This is a genomic window from Archangium violaceum, assembly GCF_016859125.1.
GTDB classification, from domain to species: domain Bacteria; phylum Myxococcota; class Myxococcia; order Myxococcales; family Myxococcaceae; genus Archangium; species Archangium violaceum_A.
In genome coordinates, this window is the sequence record NZ_CP069338.1 from 7,465,422 (window position 1) to 7,482,194 (window position 16,773).

Annotated in this window: 13 protein-coding genes and 1 pseudogene; 4 read left to right on the plus strand and 10 right to left on the minus strand. The window is 67.1% G+C overall.

The features are described from left to right. Positions 1-11: 11 nt before the first annotated feature. Positions 12-1,325, minus strand: coding sequence for an ISAs1 family transposase (locus JQX13_RS32000; protein WP_203403268.1), 1,314 nt, complete (start codon positions 1,323-1,325; stop codon positions 12-14). 212 nt (positions 1,326-1,537) lie between these two features. Between JQX13_RS32000 and JQX13_RS32005 the strand changes: the two genes are divergently transcribed. From JQX13_RS32005 to JQX13_RS32015, 3 genes are all read left to right on the plus strand, one after another. Further along, positions 1,538-2,623 (plus strand): hypothetical protein, encoded by a 1,086-nt coding sequence (locus JQX13_RS32005; protein WP_203403269.1) that lies wholly within the window; start codon positions 1,538-1,540, stop codon positions 2,621-2,623. After that, on the plus strand, positions 2,607-3,062 hold the full coding sequence (locus JQX13_RS54590) for a hypothetical protein (protein ID WP_239013978.1): 456 nt from the start codon (positions 2,607-2,609) through the stop codon (positions 3,060-3,062). Before JQX13_RS32005 ends, JQX13_RS54590 begins: the two co-directional genes overlap by 17 nt. A 515-nt stretch (positions 3,063-3,577) precedes the next feature. Next, a complete protein-coding gene (locus JQX13_RS32015) occupies positions 3,578-4,264 on the plus strand; it encodes a hypothetical protein (protein WP_203403270.1) in 687 nt (228 codons plus the stop codon). Positions 4,265-4,580: 316 nt separating this feature from the next. Here the strand turns inward: JQX13_RS32015 and JQX13_RS54595 are convergent, their stop codons facing one another. From JQX13_RS54595 to JQX13_RS32060, 9 genes and pseudogenes are all read right to left on the minus strand, one after another. Continuing rightward, positions 4,581-5,189: a sodium:calcium antiporter gene (locus tag JQX13_RS54595; RefSeq protein ID WP_239013979.1), complete on the minus strand. Its 609-nt coding sequence runs from the start codon at positions 5,187-5,189 to the stop codon at positions 4,581-4,583. A 197-nt stretch (positions 5,190-5,386) separates the two neighbouring features. Further along, positions 5,387-5,623, minus strand: a pseudogene (locus tag JQX13_RS56535) (hypothetical protein); the annotation flags it as partial. A 291-nt stretch (positions 5,624-5,914) separates the two neighbouring features. Continuing rightward, positions 5,915-7,171 (minus strand): RNA polymerase sigma factor, encoded by a 1,257-nt coding sequence (locus tag JQX13_RS32030; RefSeq protein ID WP_203403273.1) that lies wholly within the window; start codon positions 7,169-7,171, stop codon positions 5,915-5,917. Next, on the minus strand, positions 7,168-7,533 hold the full coding sequence (locus JQX13_RS32035) for a YciI family protein (protein ID WP_203403274.1): 366 nt from the start codon (positions 7,531-7,533) through the stop codon (positions 7,168-7,170). Before JQX13_RS32035 ends, JQX13_RS32030 begins: the two co-directional genes overlap by 4 nt. Positions 7,534-8,277: 744 nt before the next feature. Further along, entirely contained in the window at positions 8,278-8,991 is a 714-nt protein-coding gene (locus JQX13_RS32040; protein ID WP_203403275.1) for a hypothetical protein, read from the minus strand. A 550-nt stretch (positions 8,992-9,541) separates the two neighbouring features. Next, entirely contained in the window at positions 9,542-10,309 is a 768-nt protein-coding gene (locus tag JQX13_RS32045; RefSeq protein WP_203403276.1) for a hypothetical protein, read from the minus strand. Beyond that, entirely contained in the window at positions 10,296-10,706 is a 411-nt protein-coding gene (locus JQX13_RS32050; RefSeq protein WP_203403277.1) for a hypothetical protein, read from the minus strand. Before JQX13_RS32050 ends, JQX13_RS32045 begins: the two co-directional genes overlap by 14 nt. Before the next feature lie 309 nt (positions 10,707-11,015). Further along, positions 11,016-11,672, minus strand: a complete 657-nt coding sequence (locus JQX13_RS32055) for a response regulator (RefSeq protein ID WP_203403278.1) — start codon at positions 11,670-11,672, stop codon at positions 11,016-11,018. Positions 11,673-11,676: 4 nt separating this feature from the next. Beyond that, positions 11,677-13,155 (minus strand): sensor histidine kinase, encoded by a 1,479-nt coding sequence (locus JQX13_RS32060; protein WP_239015392.1) that lies wholly within the window; start codon positions 13,153-13,155, stop codon positions 11,677-11,679. Positions 13,156-13,313: 158 nt separating this feature from the next. Between JQX13_RS32060 and JQX13_RS32065 the strand changes: the two genes are divergently transcribed. Beyond that, complete coding sequence (locus tag JQX13_RS32065) at positions 13,314-16,256, plus strand: TolB family protein (RefSeq protein WP_203403280.1); 2,943 nt, start codon at positions 13,314-13,316, stop codon at positions 16,254-16,256. The last annotated feature ends 517 nt before the right edge of the window (positions 16,257-16,773 follow it).

A 16,773-nucleotide genomic window follows, 5' to 3' on the forward strand; every position in this document is an offset into this window, starting at 1 on the left:
CTGGCGGGCGCTCAGGCAAGTGTGGCCAGACTCTCGGGCAGCACGGCCAGACCCAACAGGCCCTGGTAGAGCACCTCCATGGTGCGTGCGAAGCTTTGGGGCCGTTTGTCGCGAGTCGGCAGGTGCGTGCGCACCAGGGCCAGCAGGTTGTAGGCCAGCAAACGCAGCCAGCTGAGCACCAGGGGTGCATTGCCTCGCAGGCTGGGCGAGGCGCTGTCCTCCTCCAGCACCACGTCCGCTGTCCAGTTGGGCCCGTTCTCAATCCCCCAGTGCCGGCGTACCAGCGTCAGCATCCGCTCCGGGGACAGTTGCCCTGTGGGAATGGAGGTGAGGAACAGCCGCGTCTCCACCTTCGGCAGCTCGCCGTCTCTGGTTCGCGTCTGCCTCACCCATACCCATTGCTGGGCGCCGGGAAAGTCCTCCTCTGGCGGCTTGTCCACCACCCTCAACTCCCTCTCCACCCACTCCCCGCTCGTCCGCTCGCGCGTGCGCACCTTCACTGGCGCCACCGCCAGCGCCACCCACGCCTTGTCATGTAGCCGGTGGAAGTTCTCCTTGAGCGCCATCAGGTAGTGCTTGCCCGCCTCCCTCACCACCCGCGCATTGGCCGCGCTCGTCATTCCCGCGTCCACTGTCACGTACTCGAAATGCCGCCCGAACTTCTCCACCACCCGTTTGAACAACTCCGGGAACGCCGTCGCCTCTCCCTGCTTGCCTTCCAGCAACTTCTGGTCGAGCACCGGCTGGGCCGCGCTGCTGGTGAGACTGGCGCGCAGCGCGTACGGGTACCAGTACTCCCGCCCCTGCTCATCCTTCGTCGTGTGGCTCGGCTCGCACGGCGGCTGCCCCGGCGTGCTCTCCCCTGCCTTCCCGTCAATGCTGACGACGCCCCGGGCGAAGAGCTCATGGCGTATCAGCCCCACTTCCAGGCCTCGGTGCACCATCTGGTGCACCTCCTGCTCCAACCCCTCTGGCTCCAACTTCCCCAGCAGCCTATCCAACGTCGTGTCGGACACCGGCCGCTTCAGCCCCTCGGGCGCCGTGCCTTCGCGCAGCATGTCCTCCCCCAGCGCCTCGGCATGCCTCAACACCCGCCGCCCCACCGCAATCGCCTGCACCAGCAGCATCAACATCGCCGCCAGCGGGTGCCTCTGTCCCCGGCGGGCCCGGGGGTCCTTTACCTCCTTGAATGTCAGCCCCAGGCTCGCCATCATCCTCTGCACGCGGGAGGGGGTTTCCTGCTCGTCCTTCTTCCCCTTCCCGTTTCCCGCTTGGGGTGTGGATGGCCCGCCAGTCCTCCCGCCCCGGTTTTTCTTCCCACTCATCCTTCTTCTCCCCGGACCTGTCCGGCCCGTCTCCGGCTCTGTGCTGGCGCTCCCCCTCGCGATCTGCCCGCGGCTGCTCGCCTCCGGTGGGCGCCTGTAGGCGGGACTATACTTCAGCCGTAGGCCCGGGTGGGATGACCTCTCCCGTGGGACTTTGAATCAAGCCTGCCCCCACGGGCCTGCCGCAGCGCCACCTCTTCTTCCGCGAGGAGATGGCGGATGGGGTCATCAACCACGATGCCGGTCCGTACCTGGGCGTGAGCAACCGGGTGAACTGGTACGAATACAAGGCGCGGCTGATGAAGTTCCTCGGGATGAACACGTTCTCGAGGGACCTGCTGGAGTTCGGCCACAACCAGTGGTGGGACTCGGGGCCCTATGGCGGCAACACCTGGGTGTACCAGAGCGACAATCTGTCGCTCAGGTCGCTTTGGGCCGACACGATCACCATGCTCGAGCGGTACGAGCTCAACGTCATGCAGTACTACGAGTATGCCGGCAGCATTGGCTCCGCCGGTCTGGGCAAACAGAAGCGTGCCCTGCCGCTCACGCGCACGGACGCGTACACGCACATCAGCTGGGCGGAGGGCTCGCGCGCCGATCTGACCGACCCCGACACGCTGGCGGACTTCAAGAAGATGCTGGACCTCACGGTGGTCCAGTACGCGACGCGCAAGAAGTTCGCGGGCGTGTGGCTGCGACCCCGGTCGAGCCAGATGCCGATCGGCTTCGCCGACGCCACGCTCGCGCGCTTCGCGACCGAGGCGAATGGCGGCGTCGGCGTCACCCGGGCCCAGCTCCAGGCGGACAGCGCGTTGCGGCAGCGTTACTACGACTGGTGGATGCTCGAGCGGCGCGCCTTCATCGACGGCGTGACGGACTACCTGCGCGCGAAGAATGTCGGCAACGACGTGGTGACGCTCTTCACCTCCGACGCCACCGAGCCCGGACGGTCCCACCCGACGAACGGTGACGCCATGATCGCGGAGAACCCGGCACCGTGGCTCGCCCTGGGAATGAAGGTGATGGGCCTCGATCGTGCGTTGAGTGAGGACCGTCAGCTCAACACCCTCCGCCTCCCGCGGAGCACGTGGGGGGGCTGGGAGTGGCAGCACGCCGATCCGTGGAGCGATCCACAGAACTACGTCAACGATGCGAAGGGGGCCCCGACGTACACCTTCAACCATGCGTACACCGTGGGCCGGCCGGGCGCGCTGAACGCGTTCCGGAGCGGCGCGGGTCTCGCGATGGTGCGGCACTCCGCGCTGAACGGAGAACACGATGACGGAGGGCTCTGATCAGCTGCTCGGCTACTTCGTCACCGACGTGGAGCACGCGGGCCCGTACACCATGCTCGCCGAGGCGCGGGCCGTGGCCCATGGGGATCCACGCTTCATCGGCTACCTGTCGAGCGCGTCCTTCAACCGTGGGTTCCCCGAGTACGTCCGGGCCTTCAACCAGGCGTTCCTGGCCCTGCCGGCGCTGAAGAGCGAGGTCGTCCCGAGCGCCGCGTCGAACAGCGCGGTGGTGGTCCGCTCGATCAAGACCCCGGCGAACGGGACGTACCTGGCGGTCGTGAACACGGGCGTGCGGCAGGTGGACGATGTCGCCATCACCCTGCCTGTCTCGGGGTCGGTGAGGGACGCGGTCACGGACGCGGTGGTGCCGTTGGTCAACGGCAAGCTCGTCCTGTCCATGTACCCCGCCCAACTGCGCTCCTTCCGGGTGGGCCCGTAGCGCCCCAAGGGCGACGAACACCCGCCGAGGCAGGAGTCCTCGGCGGGTGCCTCCAGGAAGAGGTTGGCCCCGGCACGGGAGCCACCCCAGGTCGCTGTAGTTGGAGCCAGCGACCGCCTTGGCCAGCTCCGAGCTTCCAGCTTCAATGCCTCCACCGTGGATGGCGGTGATCAGCACGTTGGAGCCGGGGATGGCCTGGGTCAGGATCTGGAAGTCGACCCTTGCGTCTCACTGGCGGAGAGCGCGCCCCAGTCCGCCTGGCAGGGCCAGGGAGGGAAGGAAGGGTGACTTGGGCTCGGGCCCGTTCACATGCATGAAAGGCCGGTTCACCGCACCGAAGGAGCAGCTCACGGAATGCCTCCGGTGTGCGCTCGTGCCGCGCTGTACCGTGGCGACGCCCCTCGCGGAGTGTCTGTTCCAGGCACGGAGGGGGAAAGACAGAAATGTACATGCGAAATCGTATTGCCTCCGCAGTACTGACCAGCGGCTTGATGGCAGGGGTTGGGTGTGGTCCCTTGGAGACGGAGCCCTCGGCGGACACCGTCCGGTCCGCCGCCGAGGCCGTCATGGAGGAGGCCGCTCCGGAGCAGGGGGCGGACGTCTCCGCCCTTGCCTCGCGGCCGTACACCATCGTTTGGGATGACTTCTCCCGGACGATGCCGCTCCATCAGATCTGCACCTCGTACTATTTTATGAGCTGCCGGGACTGTTACTTCTACAATAACAACGCATACTATCTGTCCCGTTGCCCCTCTCCAACCGACACCAATCCGTTCGGTTGTAGTTTCTGCGATAGTTACGCGACGACGGATCGCGTCCTGCTCCCCGATGGGGATTTGATTGACGTGTTCATCGAGCACAACGCCACTTCCGTGGCCGGTATCGAGTTCCGGCTGGAGTCCGCCCCCAATGTGAGGTGGTGGAAGCAGGTGGCGCTCACCGGCGTGGCGGATTTCTGGACCGTGTGGAACCAGAACGGCCAGTCCTGGTGCAACTGGCCCGAGCCGCAGACGGCTGGATGCAATACCAACTCGCAGTGGGCCGAGACCACGCTGAACCCGGGCTCGAAATTCATCTTCTCCAAGGTTCAGCCCTTCGGAAACCGCACCGATTCGTACGTGCTCTATAATCTCGCCGAGCGGCTCACCGGTGGTGATCGCGTGACCTTCCGCTGGGTGGAGGACGTGTGGGAGCCGAACTGAGCCGGCTGGAGTAGGTCCTGTCTGGGGGAGCATCGCCGCTTGTCCTCAGGGAAGGAGCGGCGATGTTGACTTTCATGTCGGAGTGCAACCCACCCTGGTCATCCAGGCGGCGTTTCCGGGCCTGCCGATGCCGACCAACACCGTGGAAGCGTGGAAGGGACGCGGGAGGTCTTCTTCTCCTCCACTCCACCAGCCCCTCCTTCCCTCACCCTGCGTGCGGTCCGCGCGGCCCAGGGCACTCCGCGGGCCAGCCTCACCCGTCCAGGCCGCGTCTCGTTCTCGAGCCCCGCTTCGAGTTCTTTGACACCCTCTCGGCTCACCCGCTCGCCAGCACCACCGCTCCCACCAGGTAGAGAACCACCACGGCCAGGCTCTCGCCCGCCCAGCTCCGCATGCGCTTGCGGCGGGAGCGCAGCATGCCGAGCAGCAGCACGGAGAGGAGGAGGTGGGTGAGGAGGAACATCTGCAGCATCTTCGGGGTGAAGCGCGTGAAGAGGGAGCCGTCCCGATAGCCCACGTCGGACGCGGCCAGGAAGAGCACGTCGAAGCAATTGCCGCCGAGGATGTCACCCGTGGCCAGATCGTACGCGCGCCGGCGCACGGCCCCCAGCACCGTCACCAACTCCGGCAGGGAGGTGGTGATGGCCGTGAGCAGCCCCCCCACGGCCGTCTCCGAGAGCCCGGTGCGTTGGACGAGTGAGAGGCCCACCTGCCCGATGCCCCACCCGGCCAAGGTGGTGAGGGCCGCGTCCAGGGCGAAGGCCCCCCACAACCGGCCGGTGGAGGGACCCTGGTCGGGCTCCTCCCTCGTCTCCTCCTCGTCCTTCGCCTCCGCCGGGCGCTCCGCGTCGTGGATGGTGCGGTCGTCCGCGCCTCGCATGAAGTGCAGGCCGGAGAGGTAGGCGAGCAGCAGCACGAGCGACACGGGGCTGATGCTCCAGACGGCCAGGGAGGCGCCAGCGCACCGAGCAGCGCGAGCGTGAGCAGGCCCATCTGCAGCACGCCCTGGTAGAGGGCGGAGGGCGAGGCGCAGCGCACCAGCAGGTTGGCGCGGTTGCGGGAGGTGAGGTCCGCCACGGCGAGGAAGGCCGTCTGTACCGCGATGCCTCCGATGGTGTTGCTGATGGCCATCGTGGGGGCCCCGCTCGCGGCCGCGGTGATGGAGGTGGTGATGCCCGACAGGGAAGTGCTCGCCCCGATGAACACCGCTCCCATCAGCGTCTCACCCAGCCCCGTCCGGTCCGCCAGTATGTCGGCCGTCTTCGCCATGTGCGTGCCGGCGAACCCCACCACCAGGGCCAGGCCGGCGAAGAGCACGAGCAGCCATACGAGTGACAGGCCAGAGAGCAATGCCTGCATGGCCGCACTATCTGTCCATCGCACTCATGTCCGGCCCGGTGAATCGGGCCGGGCGTCCTCTGCTGAGCACCCCGCGCTTCGGGGGTGTGCGGTGGTCATCACCCCAGTGGTGGGTGACAAGTCCGCGTCCAATCCCGCGAACCTGGGGCTGGACCGAAGCGGAAGCGCGACGCTGGTGAGCGTGGGCCTGCCCCGGTTCTGTGGCGCTTTCGGCGGGAGGCGGAGGCCCTGGACCGGGTGCTGGCGAGGCAACACCCGTAGCTGGATACCGGCCGGCATTCGGAGGCCGCGCTAATCCTCGGCCCCGGCCGGCCTGGCGGGGAGCTGAGCCAGACGCGCCTGCAGGAACCGGCGTTCGGCGGGCTGGCGCGTCAGCTCGACAGCACGGTGGTAGGAGGCGCGCGCCGCCTCGGTGAGGCCGAGCCTCCGTTGCATGTCGGCGCGCGCAGCGTGGGCCAGAGGGTAGCCGTCGAGGCTGCCCGGGGTCATCGCCGCCTCGATGGCCGCGAGCCCCGCCTCGGGCCCGTCGCGCATGCCAATGGCAACCGCACGGTTCAGGGCCACGACCGGCGAAGCGGCGATCCGGCCCAGCACATCGTAAAGGGCGACGATCTGGTTCCAATCGGTTTCACCGACACTCCGCGCCTGTGTGTGAACAGCCGCAATGGCCGCCTGGAGGACATAAGGCCCCACGCTTCGCCGGGCGAAAGCGCGTTCGAGCAGCTCTTGGGCTTCGGTGCTCCGCCCGCGGTCCCACAGCGACCGGTCTTGCTCCTCCAGCAGGACGAGGTCGCCCGCCGCGTCGACGCGCGCGGCCCGCCGTGCCTCGTGCAGCAGCATCAGGGCGAGCAGACCCAGGGCCTCGGGCTCTTCCAGGAGCTCGACCACCCGCCTGCCCAGCCGGATCGCCTCGGCGCAGAGGTCGGCCCGCATCAGGCTCGGTCCCTCGGTCGCGGCATACCCCTCGTTGAAGATCAGATAGAGCACCCGCAGCACGCTATCCAGCCGCATGGGCAGCTCCGCGCGGCCCGGGAGCTCGTAGGGGATGGCCTCGTCGCGAATCCTCGCCTTCGCCCGAACGATGCGTTGGGCGATGGTGGACGCGCGGGTCAGATAGGCCCGGGCGATCTCCTCGGTGGTCAGCCCGCCCACCTCGCGCAGGGTCAGCGCCAGGCGTGCGTCCGGCGGCAGCGCCGGATGGCAGCAGATGAAGATCAGCCGCAGTTCGTCATCCTGGACGGGCTCGGGCATGCTCGGCTCCATTGCGGGGGCCGACAGGGCCGCCAACTCGGGGCCGGCATTCGCCAGCCGCGTCTGCCGGCGCCATCGGTCGACGGCCTTGAAGCGGCCGGTCGAAACCAGCCAGGCATAAGGATTGGCCGGGATTCCTTCGCGCGGCCACCGGTCCGCTGCGGCGGCGAAGGCTTCATGAAGCGCCTCCTCCGCCGCATCGAACCCGCCCAGAAGGCGGAGCAGTGTCGCCAGCACGCGCCGCTTCTCGGTGCGGTAGGCCACCTCCAGGGCATCGCGTGCGTCGGCTGCGCTCACAGTTTCGGTCGCGGCTGACTGAAATCGACGACGGGCCGGACTTCGACGGAGCCGATCCTCGCCAGCGGATGCCCGCTCGCGACCCGCGCGGCCTCGTTGAGGTCGCGCGCCTCGATCAGGATGATGCCGCCCAGAATCTCCTTGGTCTCCATGAAGGGGCCATCGACAGCCGACATCTTCCCGTCGCGCACCTGCACGGTCATGGCCGACTCGGGCAGCTCGAGCGCCTCGGCCATCACGAAGTGACCGCTTTCCTTCAGTTTGACGTCATGGGTCGTGCACTCGGCGAGGACCGCTTCGGCCTCGGGGCTTCCGCCGAAGAGCGTCTTGGGGTTGTAGTAGATGAGGCAGGCGTAGCGCATGATGGGGCTCCCTTTTGCGTCGTGAATGCACGTTATCGTTCGGCGGCGCCCGGATTCGACATGGCCACGATTTTTCCCCGATGATTTTTTGGGGGGTGTTGACGAGCTCCGCTTTCCACCCATGGTGGAACTCAGCCCCAGGCCGGAAAAGTATAGGCTGGAAGGGGGACCTGTTGAGTGTGGAGTGCAGGAGCAGAAGCGATGCCGGGCGCGTTGCCGTGTTCCTCGCCGGTCCCGATGCGTCGTGCGACCTCGAACAGCGGTCCCTGGGCAATGGCCGGTTCGCGAAGGAGGAGAGGCCCGTGGGACGCTGACGGTAGCGTGTGTCCTGGCGAGGTGTGCCTGGCGTGTGCACGGGCGCTGCGCCACCGCGCCATCAGCTACAAGTGGCAAGGGCGCACGGGCTCAAGCACGTACGCCCCTGCCGGGATGTCATCTTACGGAATCGAACCGGAGATCGTGGCAACTACTCCCGAGCCAGGGCGCTGCGCACTGTAGTGATTGGGACTCTGCCAACCGTCCTCCACGCCCAGGAAGACGGCATCGCGCACGGTCAGCGTGCAGATTCCATCATTGGCCGTGTCTGACTGCTGGGCCCATGCAGCTGTCGCACCCAGTAGACCACTGAGGACTGCAACAGCAGGAATCAACCTCTTGCGAAACATTGACATTTCTTCTCCTTTCTTCCGCCGGAGATGGGTTTTGAATATCAGAAATGACCGTGGGGTACGCTCCTACTCCGGTTCAGCTCTTCGCTACCCCCAGAAACACCTTGATGCCATCGGGGTTCTTCATGTCGTCGCCGTCGAACGCGAACTCCGTGTTGCTGCTGCCTTCGGACGCCCACCGGGTGAACTGGGGCGTTCCTCCCACGAACTCGTCGCAGCTCGGGCTGTACCACGGGCAGACCTCGTCCACGACCTGGAGGCCCAGCTGGAAATCGGTGAGTGTCTCGGGGTTCACCCAGGCCTGGGTCCTGATGATGATCTGGTAGGCGTTGGGGTCCCAGAAGTCGTTGTCCGAGGCCAACTCCGACCAGCCTCCACCCGCGCTCGCCCACGGGGTGCACTGCTCGACTCCCTGGGAGGAGGCGGTGTCGTCCTTCGCCCGGATGCAGATCTGGAAGTCCTTCGTCGGAATGGTTCCGCTGCCCAGCTGCAAATAGAGGCGGGCTCCATCCGGATCGTCCTGCAGAGAGTTGTCGCTGTCCCCATCGAACGCGTAGTTGGACCAACTGCTCGTCGCCGCGGAGGCAAAGGATGAATACTGCGTGGCCCCTGCGGAGCCCTGATCGATCAGCTGGATGCCGACACTGAAGTCGCGAACCGTGGTGCCGGCCCGCTGCTCCACCTCACCAGCGGACTCCTCTGCCTGGAACGACGAGTCCTGCTCCCGCCCACCACACGCCGTGAGCGCGAGACCCAGAGACACCACCCCCATCAAAAGACTCTTCTTCATGTTTCTCCAAATGGAAATCAATCGTTGTTTTCAGGAACGGCTCATCTGAACGGCAGAGACCAGCCCGCTCAGGTCTTGCGCCCAATGCAACAGGCGCTCACTGCGCCCGGAGAAATAGCAATCGTTGTGCCACGAACATCGTCTCTCGTGAGACACGTCTCAAGCCGTGAACCCGAGGCAGAGGAATGTCCGGTTTTGGGACGTTCAATCCCATTATCGAATATCGCTGGCGACACTCATTGCGGATCCTCGAATGGAGAGAATCTCTTTGCTTCTGAGAAATGGCGTCCTGCTGGCAGAGATTCACAGGTGTGCTTCTTGCCTCGGATGGGTGGGCGTGCGCCCAGGCCCGCCACCGTCAGTTGAGCCGTTCCGCGGGGCGCACGGTCGCGCGCGCAGCGTGGCCACGGGGGTCTCCCAATGGTCCTCGAACCAGAAGCCTCCGAGATGCACCCGCCGCCGCTGCTCGCGGCCATCCGGCAGCTGCGCGGCGAGTTGGGCCGGTAGGCAGTCCACTCCGACGGGTTCGAATCCCGTCGGGGACACTTCTTCAAACGGGGCCGGAAGTTGCTGGAATCTCAGCGATACAGCTCGAGGTCCAGCTCCCGCGTGAAGGTGCGGAAGACCACGCCCCACGTGGGCTCGTCCTCTCCAGCGAGGCCGAGCGAGAAGAAGAACCCCGGCGCCTGCTTGGCGACGAGCAGGAGCGAGCCGCGCCGGGCCACGTAGGTGTACGGGTTGGAGAACCAGTAGGGCTCGAACCCGAAGAGCTCGGCGATCTTCCGGCAACGCTCCAGGGTATCCGGCCGTTGCTCCTTCTCGGGAAGGGAACGCCGTCGTGGCGCACGACCGCGGGGTCGTCGCCGTCGAGCAGGAAGACGTCCTCGTCGCTGTCCCCGAGCGGAACCGCGAACAGGTGGATGCCTTGGGGGATGCCCTCGAGCGCCTCCGGCTTCACCAGTCTTCTGTTCATCGCCTCGGCGAGCAGGGCCGGCGCGGCGCATCGGCCCAGCTTGCCCCAGGCATCCTCCATGGCGTTGATATTGAAAGGCACCTGCGCCTTGATGTAGCTGGCGGGACTGCCCGTGAAGCTCGGGATCGTTCGCCGGACCTTGTCGTTGCTGCCGAGTCCGATGGGATCGCACCAGCCGGCGGTGGCTGGCCAGAAGCCCGACAGCGCGTAGAGCCAGACGGTGGCGCCGTGTGTGTCTTGCCCGAACAGGACACCGAGCATCTTGGATTTCGATGCGCGGGAACTCCCTCCGTGGTTGTTCGTCTTCAACGGCCGGAGATATTCCCAGAGTTCATCGGTCAGCAATGCTCTGTACGGGCCGTTGGCTCTCCGGTGCGCCGCCCGGCTCGAGAAGGTCGACCACGCCGACGTCGGTACCGCCCGGAGGAGCGGTCCATGTGGCTTCTCCGTTCCACTGCGGCGTCGCCCGGTGCGTGCAGACCGCGAGCTGGTCTCCAGCCTGGAGGTTGGCCTTCCCGCTCCGCTGCCAGGTGACCCGCGAGCAGCCGAAACGGTGGACCTTGACGTTCAGCGTGTCTTTCGCCTGCTGGCCGAGCAGCGTGTACGTCACCTCGACCGCGTTCCGCTCTGTCTCGTGGCCCTGGCTGACGAGCGTGTCCACGTTGCCCTTGGGGCGCGTCACGAGCAGCACCTTGCTCTTGTCGCTGCCGTGCTGGTCGGGCTGCTGAGGGGCGAGCTGCATGTAGCCGCCACCCCGTGGCTTCCACGCATGCTTGCCGCTCTCTCGAGGAGGGCCCGCGACGGCGACCTCGTCCGGCTTGCCCTCGGCCTAGGCGATGATGGCCGCGGTCAGCACCGCGAGCTGAGCCTCACGGATGACCAGCATGTCTGGAATGAAACCAGGAGGGCTCGAGCACCGTCAAACACGTGGGTGGTAGGCTAGCCTACTTCTCATCCCACTCGTTCGCGTGGGGGCCGAGCTTGCCCTCGCGCTGCGGATTCACCACGTGGAAGCGATGCCCCGTGGGTGCACCACACCCTCGGGACGGGCTCAGCGCTGTTTGAGGCCCTCGCGCCAGGCGAAGGCAGCGGCCTGGGTGCGGTCTTCCACCTGGAGCTTTCCGAGGATGTTGCTGACGTGGGACTTCACCGTCTTCTCACTGATGCCCAGCCGCTGGGCGATGTCCGTGTTGGTGAGGCCATCGGCGACGAGCAACAGCACCTCCCGCTCCCGCTCGCTCAGCTCGGAATGAAGTGGGCGGACGTCCCGCTCCCGGGCAGGGTTGCGCAGCGAGCGAACGACCTGGCTCGCGACCTGCGGAGAGAGGGTGGCCTCGCCGCTGGCCGCCTTGCGCACCGCCAGGACCAGCTCGTCGGCGCTCGCGTCCTTGAGGAGGTACGAGAGCGCACCGGCCCGGAGCGCCGGAAGGATGTGTTCGTCCTCGTGGTACGAGGTCAGCATCAGGATCTGGGTGCGCGGGCTCACCTCCTTCAGCCGCCGTGTCGCTTCGATGCCGCCGATGCCGGGCATCAGCAGGTCCATCAATGCCACGTCGGGTGCATACTCGCGCGCCAGCTCGAGGGCCTGTTCGCCGGAGCTCGCCTCGCCCACGACCTCGATGTCCTCCTGTACCCCGAGCAGTGCACGCACGCCCTGCCGGACGACAGTGTGGTCATCGATGATGAGGACGGTGATCGAAGAGGACATGGGTTCAGCTCCCGTCTGCCTGGGCGTTGAAGGTCACCTGGATCCGAACGCCCTTCCGGTCTCCGGACCCGAGTGAAAAACATCCCCCCGGAAGCGCCTCGGCCCGCTCTCGCATGATGTCCAGGCCCATGCCGCCCGAGCGGGGGGCCGACAGCCCCCGGCCGTCGTCCTCGATCTCGAGGGTGTACCGCGACGAACCGGCGCGCTCGAGCGACACCCGCGCGCGGGATGCCCCACTGTGGCGCGCGACGTTGGACAGGCCCTCCTGAATGATCCGGGTGAGGGCCTCGGCGACAGGCGCGGGCAAGGCGTCCTCGGACAGGCGCGTCTCGGCGCTGATCCCCGTGCGCCTGGACCAGGTCTCCACCTCGCGGGACAGTTGCTCCGTCCAGGGCTCCCGTTGGGCGGAGGGCCGAAGCTGCCGCAGGATGGCCATCAAGTCGCGCTGCGATCCCCCCACCAGCTCGTTGGCCTGCACCAGGTGGGCCTCGGCCTTCTCCGGATTGCGCGGGAGCAGCGTCCGGGCGGCGCCGAGCTGCATCGCGGTGGCGAACAGCCGCTGTTTCACCGTGTCATGGAGGTCGCGCGCGAGGCGGTTGCGCTCTTCGCTCGCGGCGAGCTCCTGGCGCAGCGCCACCAGGGTCCTCAGCTCGCCGGCCATCTGGTTGAGATGCTCGGCCAGCGCCGCGAGCTCGTCCCCTCCCGGCACCCTGGCCACTGCCTCGAAATCCCCCCGGGCCCAGGCGCCGGCCGCTTCGATCATCGGCTGAAGACGGCGGACGAGCCGGCGCGTGATGAACGCACCGAACAGCAAGCTGGCCAGCCCGCTGAGCAGGGCGAGCACCACCCCGCTGGAGGCGATCACCCCCACCGCGGCCGCGGCGAAAGCGCTCATCCCGAAGGGCGCGTCGAGCCGCATGACGATTGCCCCGAGCACCCGGCCGCCCTGGCTCCGGATGGGGGCGGCGAAGCAGATGGCGCCGTCCTCACGGCGTAAAGCCAGGCGCTCGGGTTCGATCGAGCCGCTCAAGGCCCGCTCGAGCAGGACCGTTTCCTCGCCGGTGCGCGCCGATGCCGCGACCCCGCGGACCTGGCTTCCCTGTTCGACCGAGAGCGTCAGCACCTCGGCTCCGGCGGAGTCGAACACGCGCGCGACGCCCTCGCGAGGACCCGCGACTTCCAGTCTCACCTCGAGTGGACCCGCGGGAGGCTCGGGCGACCGGGCCCGAGCGAACGCCTGAGCGATCTGGCCCTCCAGGGCCGCCACATCGGGAGGGTTCCGTTCCATCGCCGGTGCCAGCCGCGGCGCGACCCTCAGCGCTTCCTCCGCCATCCCGATGACCAGTAAATCGGTGTGGAGCACGAGGTAGCCCAGCCCCATGAGCAGCACGAAGAAGAGCAACACCGTGGCCCCGAGCGTCGCCCCTGCATAGGCGAGCGTCAGCCTCCATTGGAGGCGGTGCCATGGACGGATGGAACGCATCACGGCGGGAGTCTGCCATGCGAGCGCCGGGCCGCCCACCATCTCCGGGCCAGTGCGGAACTCCGCCTCCAGACGGATCTGCGGACCGGCCAGGGCCCGATGTGCGGCCTCGCCGATGCTGGCAGGGTGCGCGGCGGGCCAGCAGAGGTCAAATCCCCATGAACCGATTGCTTCTCTTCAGTCTCCTGATACTCGGCGCGTTCGGCTGCGCCGGACCCAGATTCCAGCAGCCCGTGACGACCCGCTTCGCACGCGAGGACGTTCGCAAGCTGGAGACCCCGAACCTCGACGTCTATTACGTGGCGAACCAGAAGGAGAACGCCTACCGGCTCGTGGCAAAGCTGGAGCGGTGCCTGAAGCCACTGCAGGCGCATGCCCGGAGCAAGTCCACGAGAGCCAAACCGGTGGTCTACCTGACCACCGCCGTGCTCAACAACGCGTACGTGATATCGGCCGCGCTCGGGTTGTTCGAGCACATGGTGCTGGGCGCCTCCGTGAATGCGGAGCAGATCATGTTTCTCGGCGTCCCCGTGGCGCACATGGAGGCCATGGCCTGCCACGAGGCGGTTCACTATGTACACCTGCAGCAGACCGATGGATTGTGGAGCGCGGTCAACACCGTCGCCGGCAACATCTGGTCGCCCAACTCCGTGCTGGACAACTGGTTCAGCGAGGGCCTTGCCACCTGGTACGAAGCCACCTTCGCGGAGGGACTGGGGCGTCCGAACAGCCCGATGTGGCGCGGGTGGTACCGCTCCTTCCTGCAGCATCGTGGCGGCCGCATCAGCGCCGGAGACCTGCTCGGGGCCCGCGACGTCCCCAACGGGCCCTACCTCGCCGGGAGCTACTTCGTCGACTTCCTCGCCCGGAAGTACGGCGAGGAGAAGCTCTGGGAGTTGATCGACGTCCAGGGCCACTCCATCTTCTCCCCCTTCGGGGTAACGCTGCGGTTCTCGAAGGTGTACGGCAAGACCATCGAAGGGCTCCTCGAGGAGTACAACCAGGAGCTCGCCGAAACCTTCCACCCGCGCACGCGCCCCGCGGAGCAGCGCGTCCTGGAGGCCTCGCTCGGAAATGAAGCCCGGATCGCCGTGTCGCCCGCGGATGGCGCGGTGGCGATCATCCGCTCCGATCTGGACGCGCCGGCCACCCTGCGCATCCGGGAGCGGTCGGGGGCGGTCCGATTCGAGCGGACCCTGATGCCCGTCCTTCCGGGGCGCCGATGGATCGTCGCCGGGCCCTCGGGGGTGAGCGGAATGACCTTCACCGCCGATGGCCGCTGGTTGTTCTTCGTCAGCGCCGACTACTCCGAGCTGGGGGACTTCACCGCCCGGCTCTGGAAGGTGGACGCCAGGACCGGGGAGGTGGTCCAGGTCTGGGACGGGCTCGAGGGCGTCGGTGGCGCGGTCCACCCGGACGGCTCGTCGTACGTCTATGTCGAGGTGAAGGGAGATACCTCCAACCTCGTGAAGATGGATCTCGCGACCGGGGTGCGTACATCCCTGACGGGCTTCACCGGGACGGAGTCGCTCGCGACGCCGGCGTATTCGCCCACGGGCGACCGCATCTCCTTCTCCCGTTGGACGGGGCGCAGCTTCGATCTCTTCGTCCGAGGACCCGACGGCGCGCTCGAGCAGGTCACCTCCGACGGCCGCTTCAACTTCGGGGCACGCTGGGTGGATGAGCGCCGGCTGGTGTTCATGCGCGAGCACGAGGAGCTCTCCCAGGTCCATCTGCTCGATCTCGAGAACCGGCACATCCAGCGGCTCAGCGATGCGCCCTGGATCGCGCTGGATCCCTCTCCGGTCGACGGGTCGCGCGTGCTCCTCCTGAACCGGGAGGGCCTGAGCTGGTCGCTGGACGAGATTGCCCTGCCTACCTCCACGCCCCCGCCTCCGCCCCCGACGGCCTCGGGCCCGGGAGGCATCCACGCCGCGGTGCTGTCCCTGGTGCTCGGCGCGACTGGCGCCCCCCCGAGCGACACGACTCCCGAGGTGGAGGTCCTCTCCGATGAGCCGTACTGGCCGCTGGACGGGCTGTTCCGGCCGACGATGCACCTGCCCCTCCTTGGCCTGTGGAACACGCAGGCACCGGATGGCTCCGTGCGGTGGAACCGCCTCGTTGGCATGGCGCGGCTTCAGGGGGCTGACCGGCTCGGGATCCACAACTACCTCGCCCAGTTCACCTTCGACTCGGAGAACACGCGGACGAACCTGTCGCTGAGCTATGGCAACTACCAGCTCGCGCCGTGGTACCTGGACGTGAGCGGCGGCCGGATCACCGATGGCCGCCTGCTCGACTGGACGGCGCGCATCGCCGCTTCGAGGACCTGGTGGAACTCCATCGACATGCAGCTCGCGGGGGAGTTCCTCGACCGGACGCTCGAGGCGACGGAGAGTGAATCCTTCCGGCACGTGCGTCTGGCCGGGCCCCGGCTCTCCGTGGGCTATACGGCAGTGGATTCCACCATGTATGTGAATCGCCGCGGGCTCATCCTCTCCCTGTCCGGTGCGGCGTTCCCCTCCCAGGTGAGCACGGAGGGGCTGTTCGATCTGCGCGGGGCGATGACCGTCTACCTGCCGCTCCCCCTCTTGCGGCGCGATGAGTTGGAGCTCACGGTGGCGGCACGTGCCATGCCGGGTTCGAGCCAGGAAATCCTTCAGCTCGGAGGGTTTTCCCGGGGGATGAGCCTGTACAACATCGGGGCCGCCCCGCCGCAGACGCCTCGGGACATCTTCCTTCCATCGGGTGCGGCCTTCGTGGAGCAGCTTCGCGGCTACGAAGACTTCCCCCTGTTCGTCAATCACGCGGCAGTCGGTGGCGTGCGCTACAGGTTGCCGCTGATCATCGACCAGGGCTGGGCCTCGCTGGCATACATCCTTCCGTCGGTGCACTTCCGTGAGCTGGACCTGGAAGGCTTCGCCCAGGCGGCCCTGGCGGTCGACAACGCCGGGAGACACTGGCACCGCGTTGCCGGCGGGGCCGCGTTCTTCCGCCTCAATGTCGGCGGATACTTCCCGGTCAGCCTCTACTACCAGTTCGCTCACCGGTTCGATGACGGGCTGAAGCCGTTGCACACGTTCGGGCTGAGTTTCGACTGACCGCGGGTGTCACTCTTCACTGCGCACGGTGTGAGTGGCAATTCCTTGCAGTGGATGTCGAACATCGAGGCACTCTCCCGGGAGTTCAGGGTCTACGCCGTCGACGGCTTCACCGATCATGGGCGAAGTGTCTACACGCGCCCCATCGAGAGCCCTGATGACTATGCTCGTTGGTTGGATGAGCTGTTTGGCGGCGGCGCGGACGTGACCGCAGAACATCGGCATCGACGTGCACAAGCGGGACAGCCAGGTGTGCATTCTGGGCGAGGGTGGAGAGGTGGTGCTGGAGCAGCGGGTGCGCACGCAACGGGAGCGGTTGGGGGAGCTACTGGGCCAGCAGTAGACGGCCGACGCATAGGCGGCGCCTCCGCTCCTCGAATCACCCGGCGGTCACGCTGGGCTTGTGGCTGACCGGGAAGATGGAGCGGCGGCACGCTGCGGGGTACGTGGTAGCATTGGAGCGCGGCTATCTCAGCGCGATGCCCCCGCTGACTTCTCCAGCCGTTGGGATGAGCCT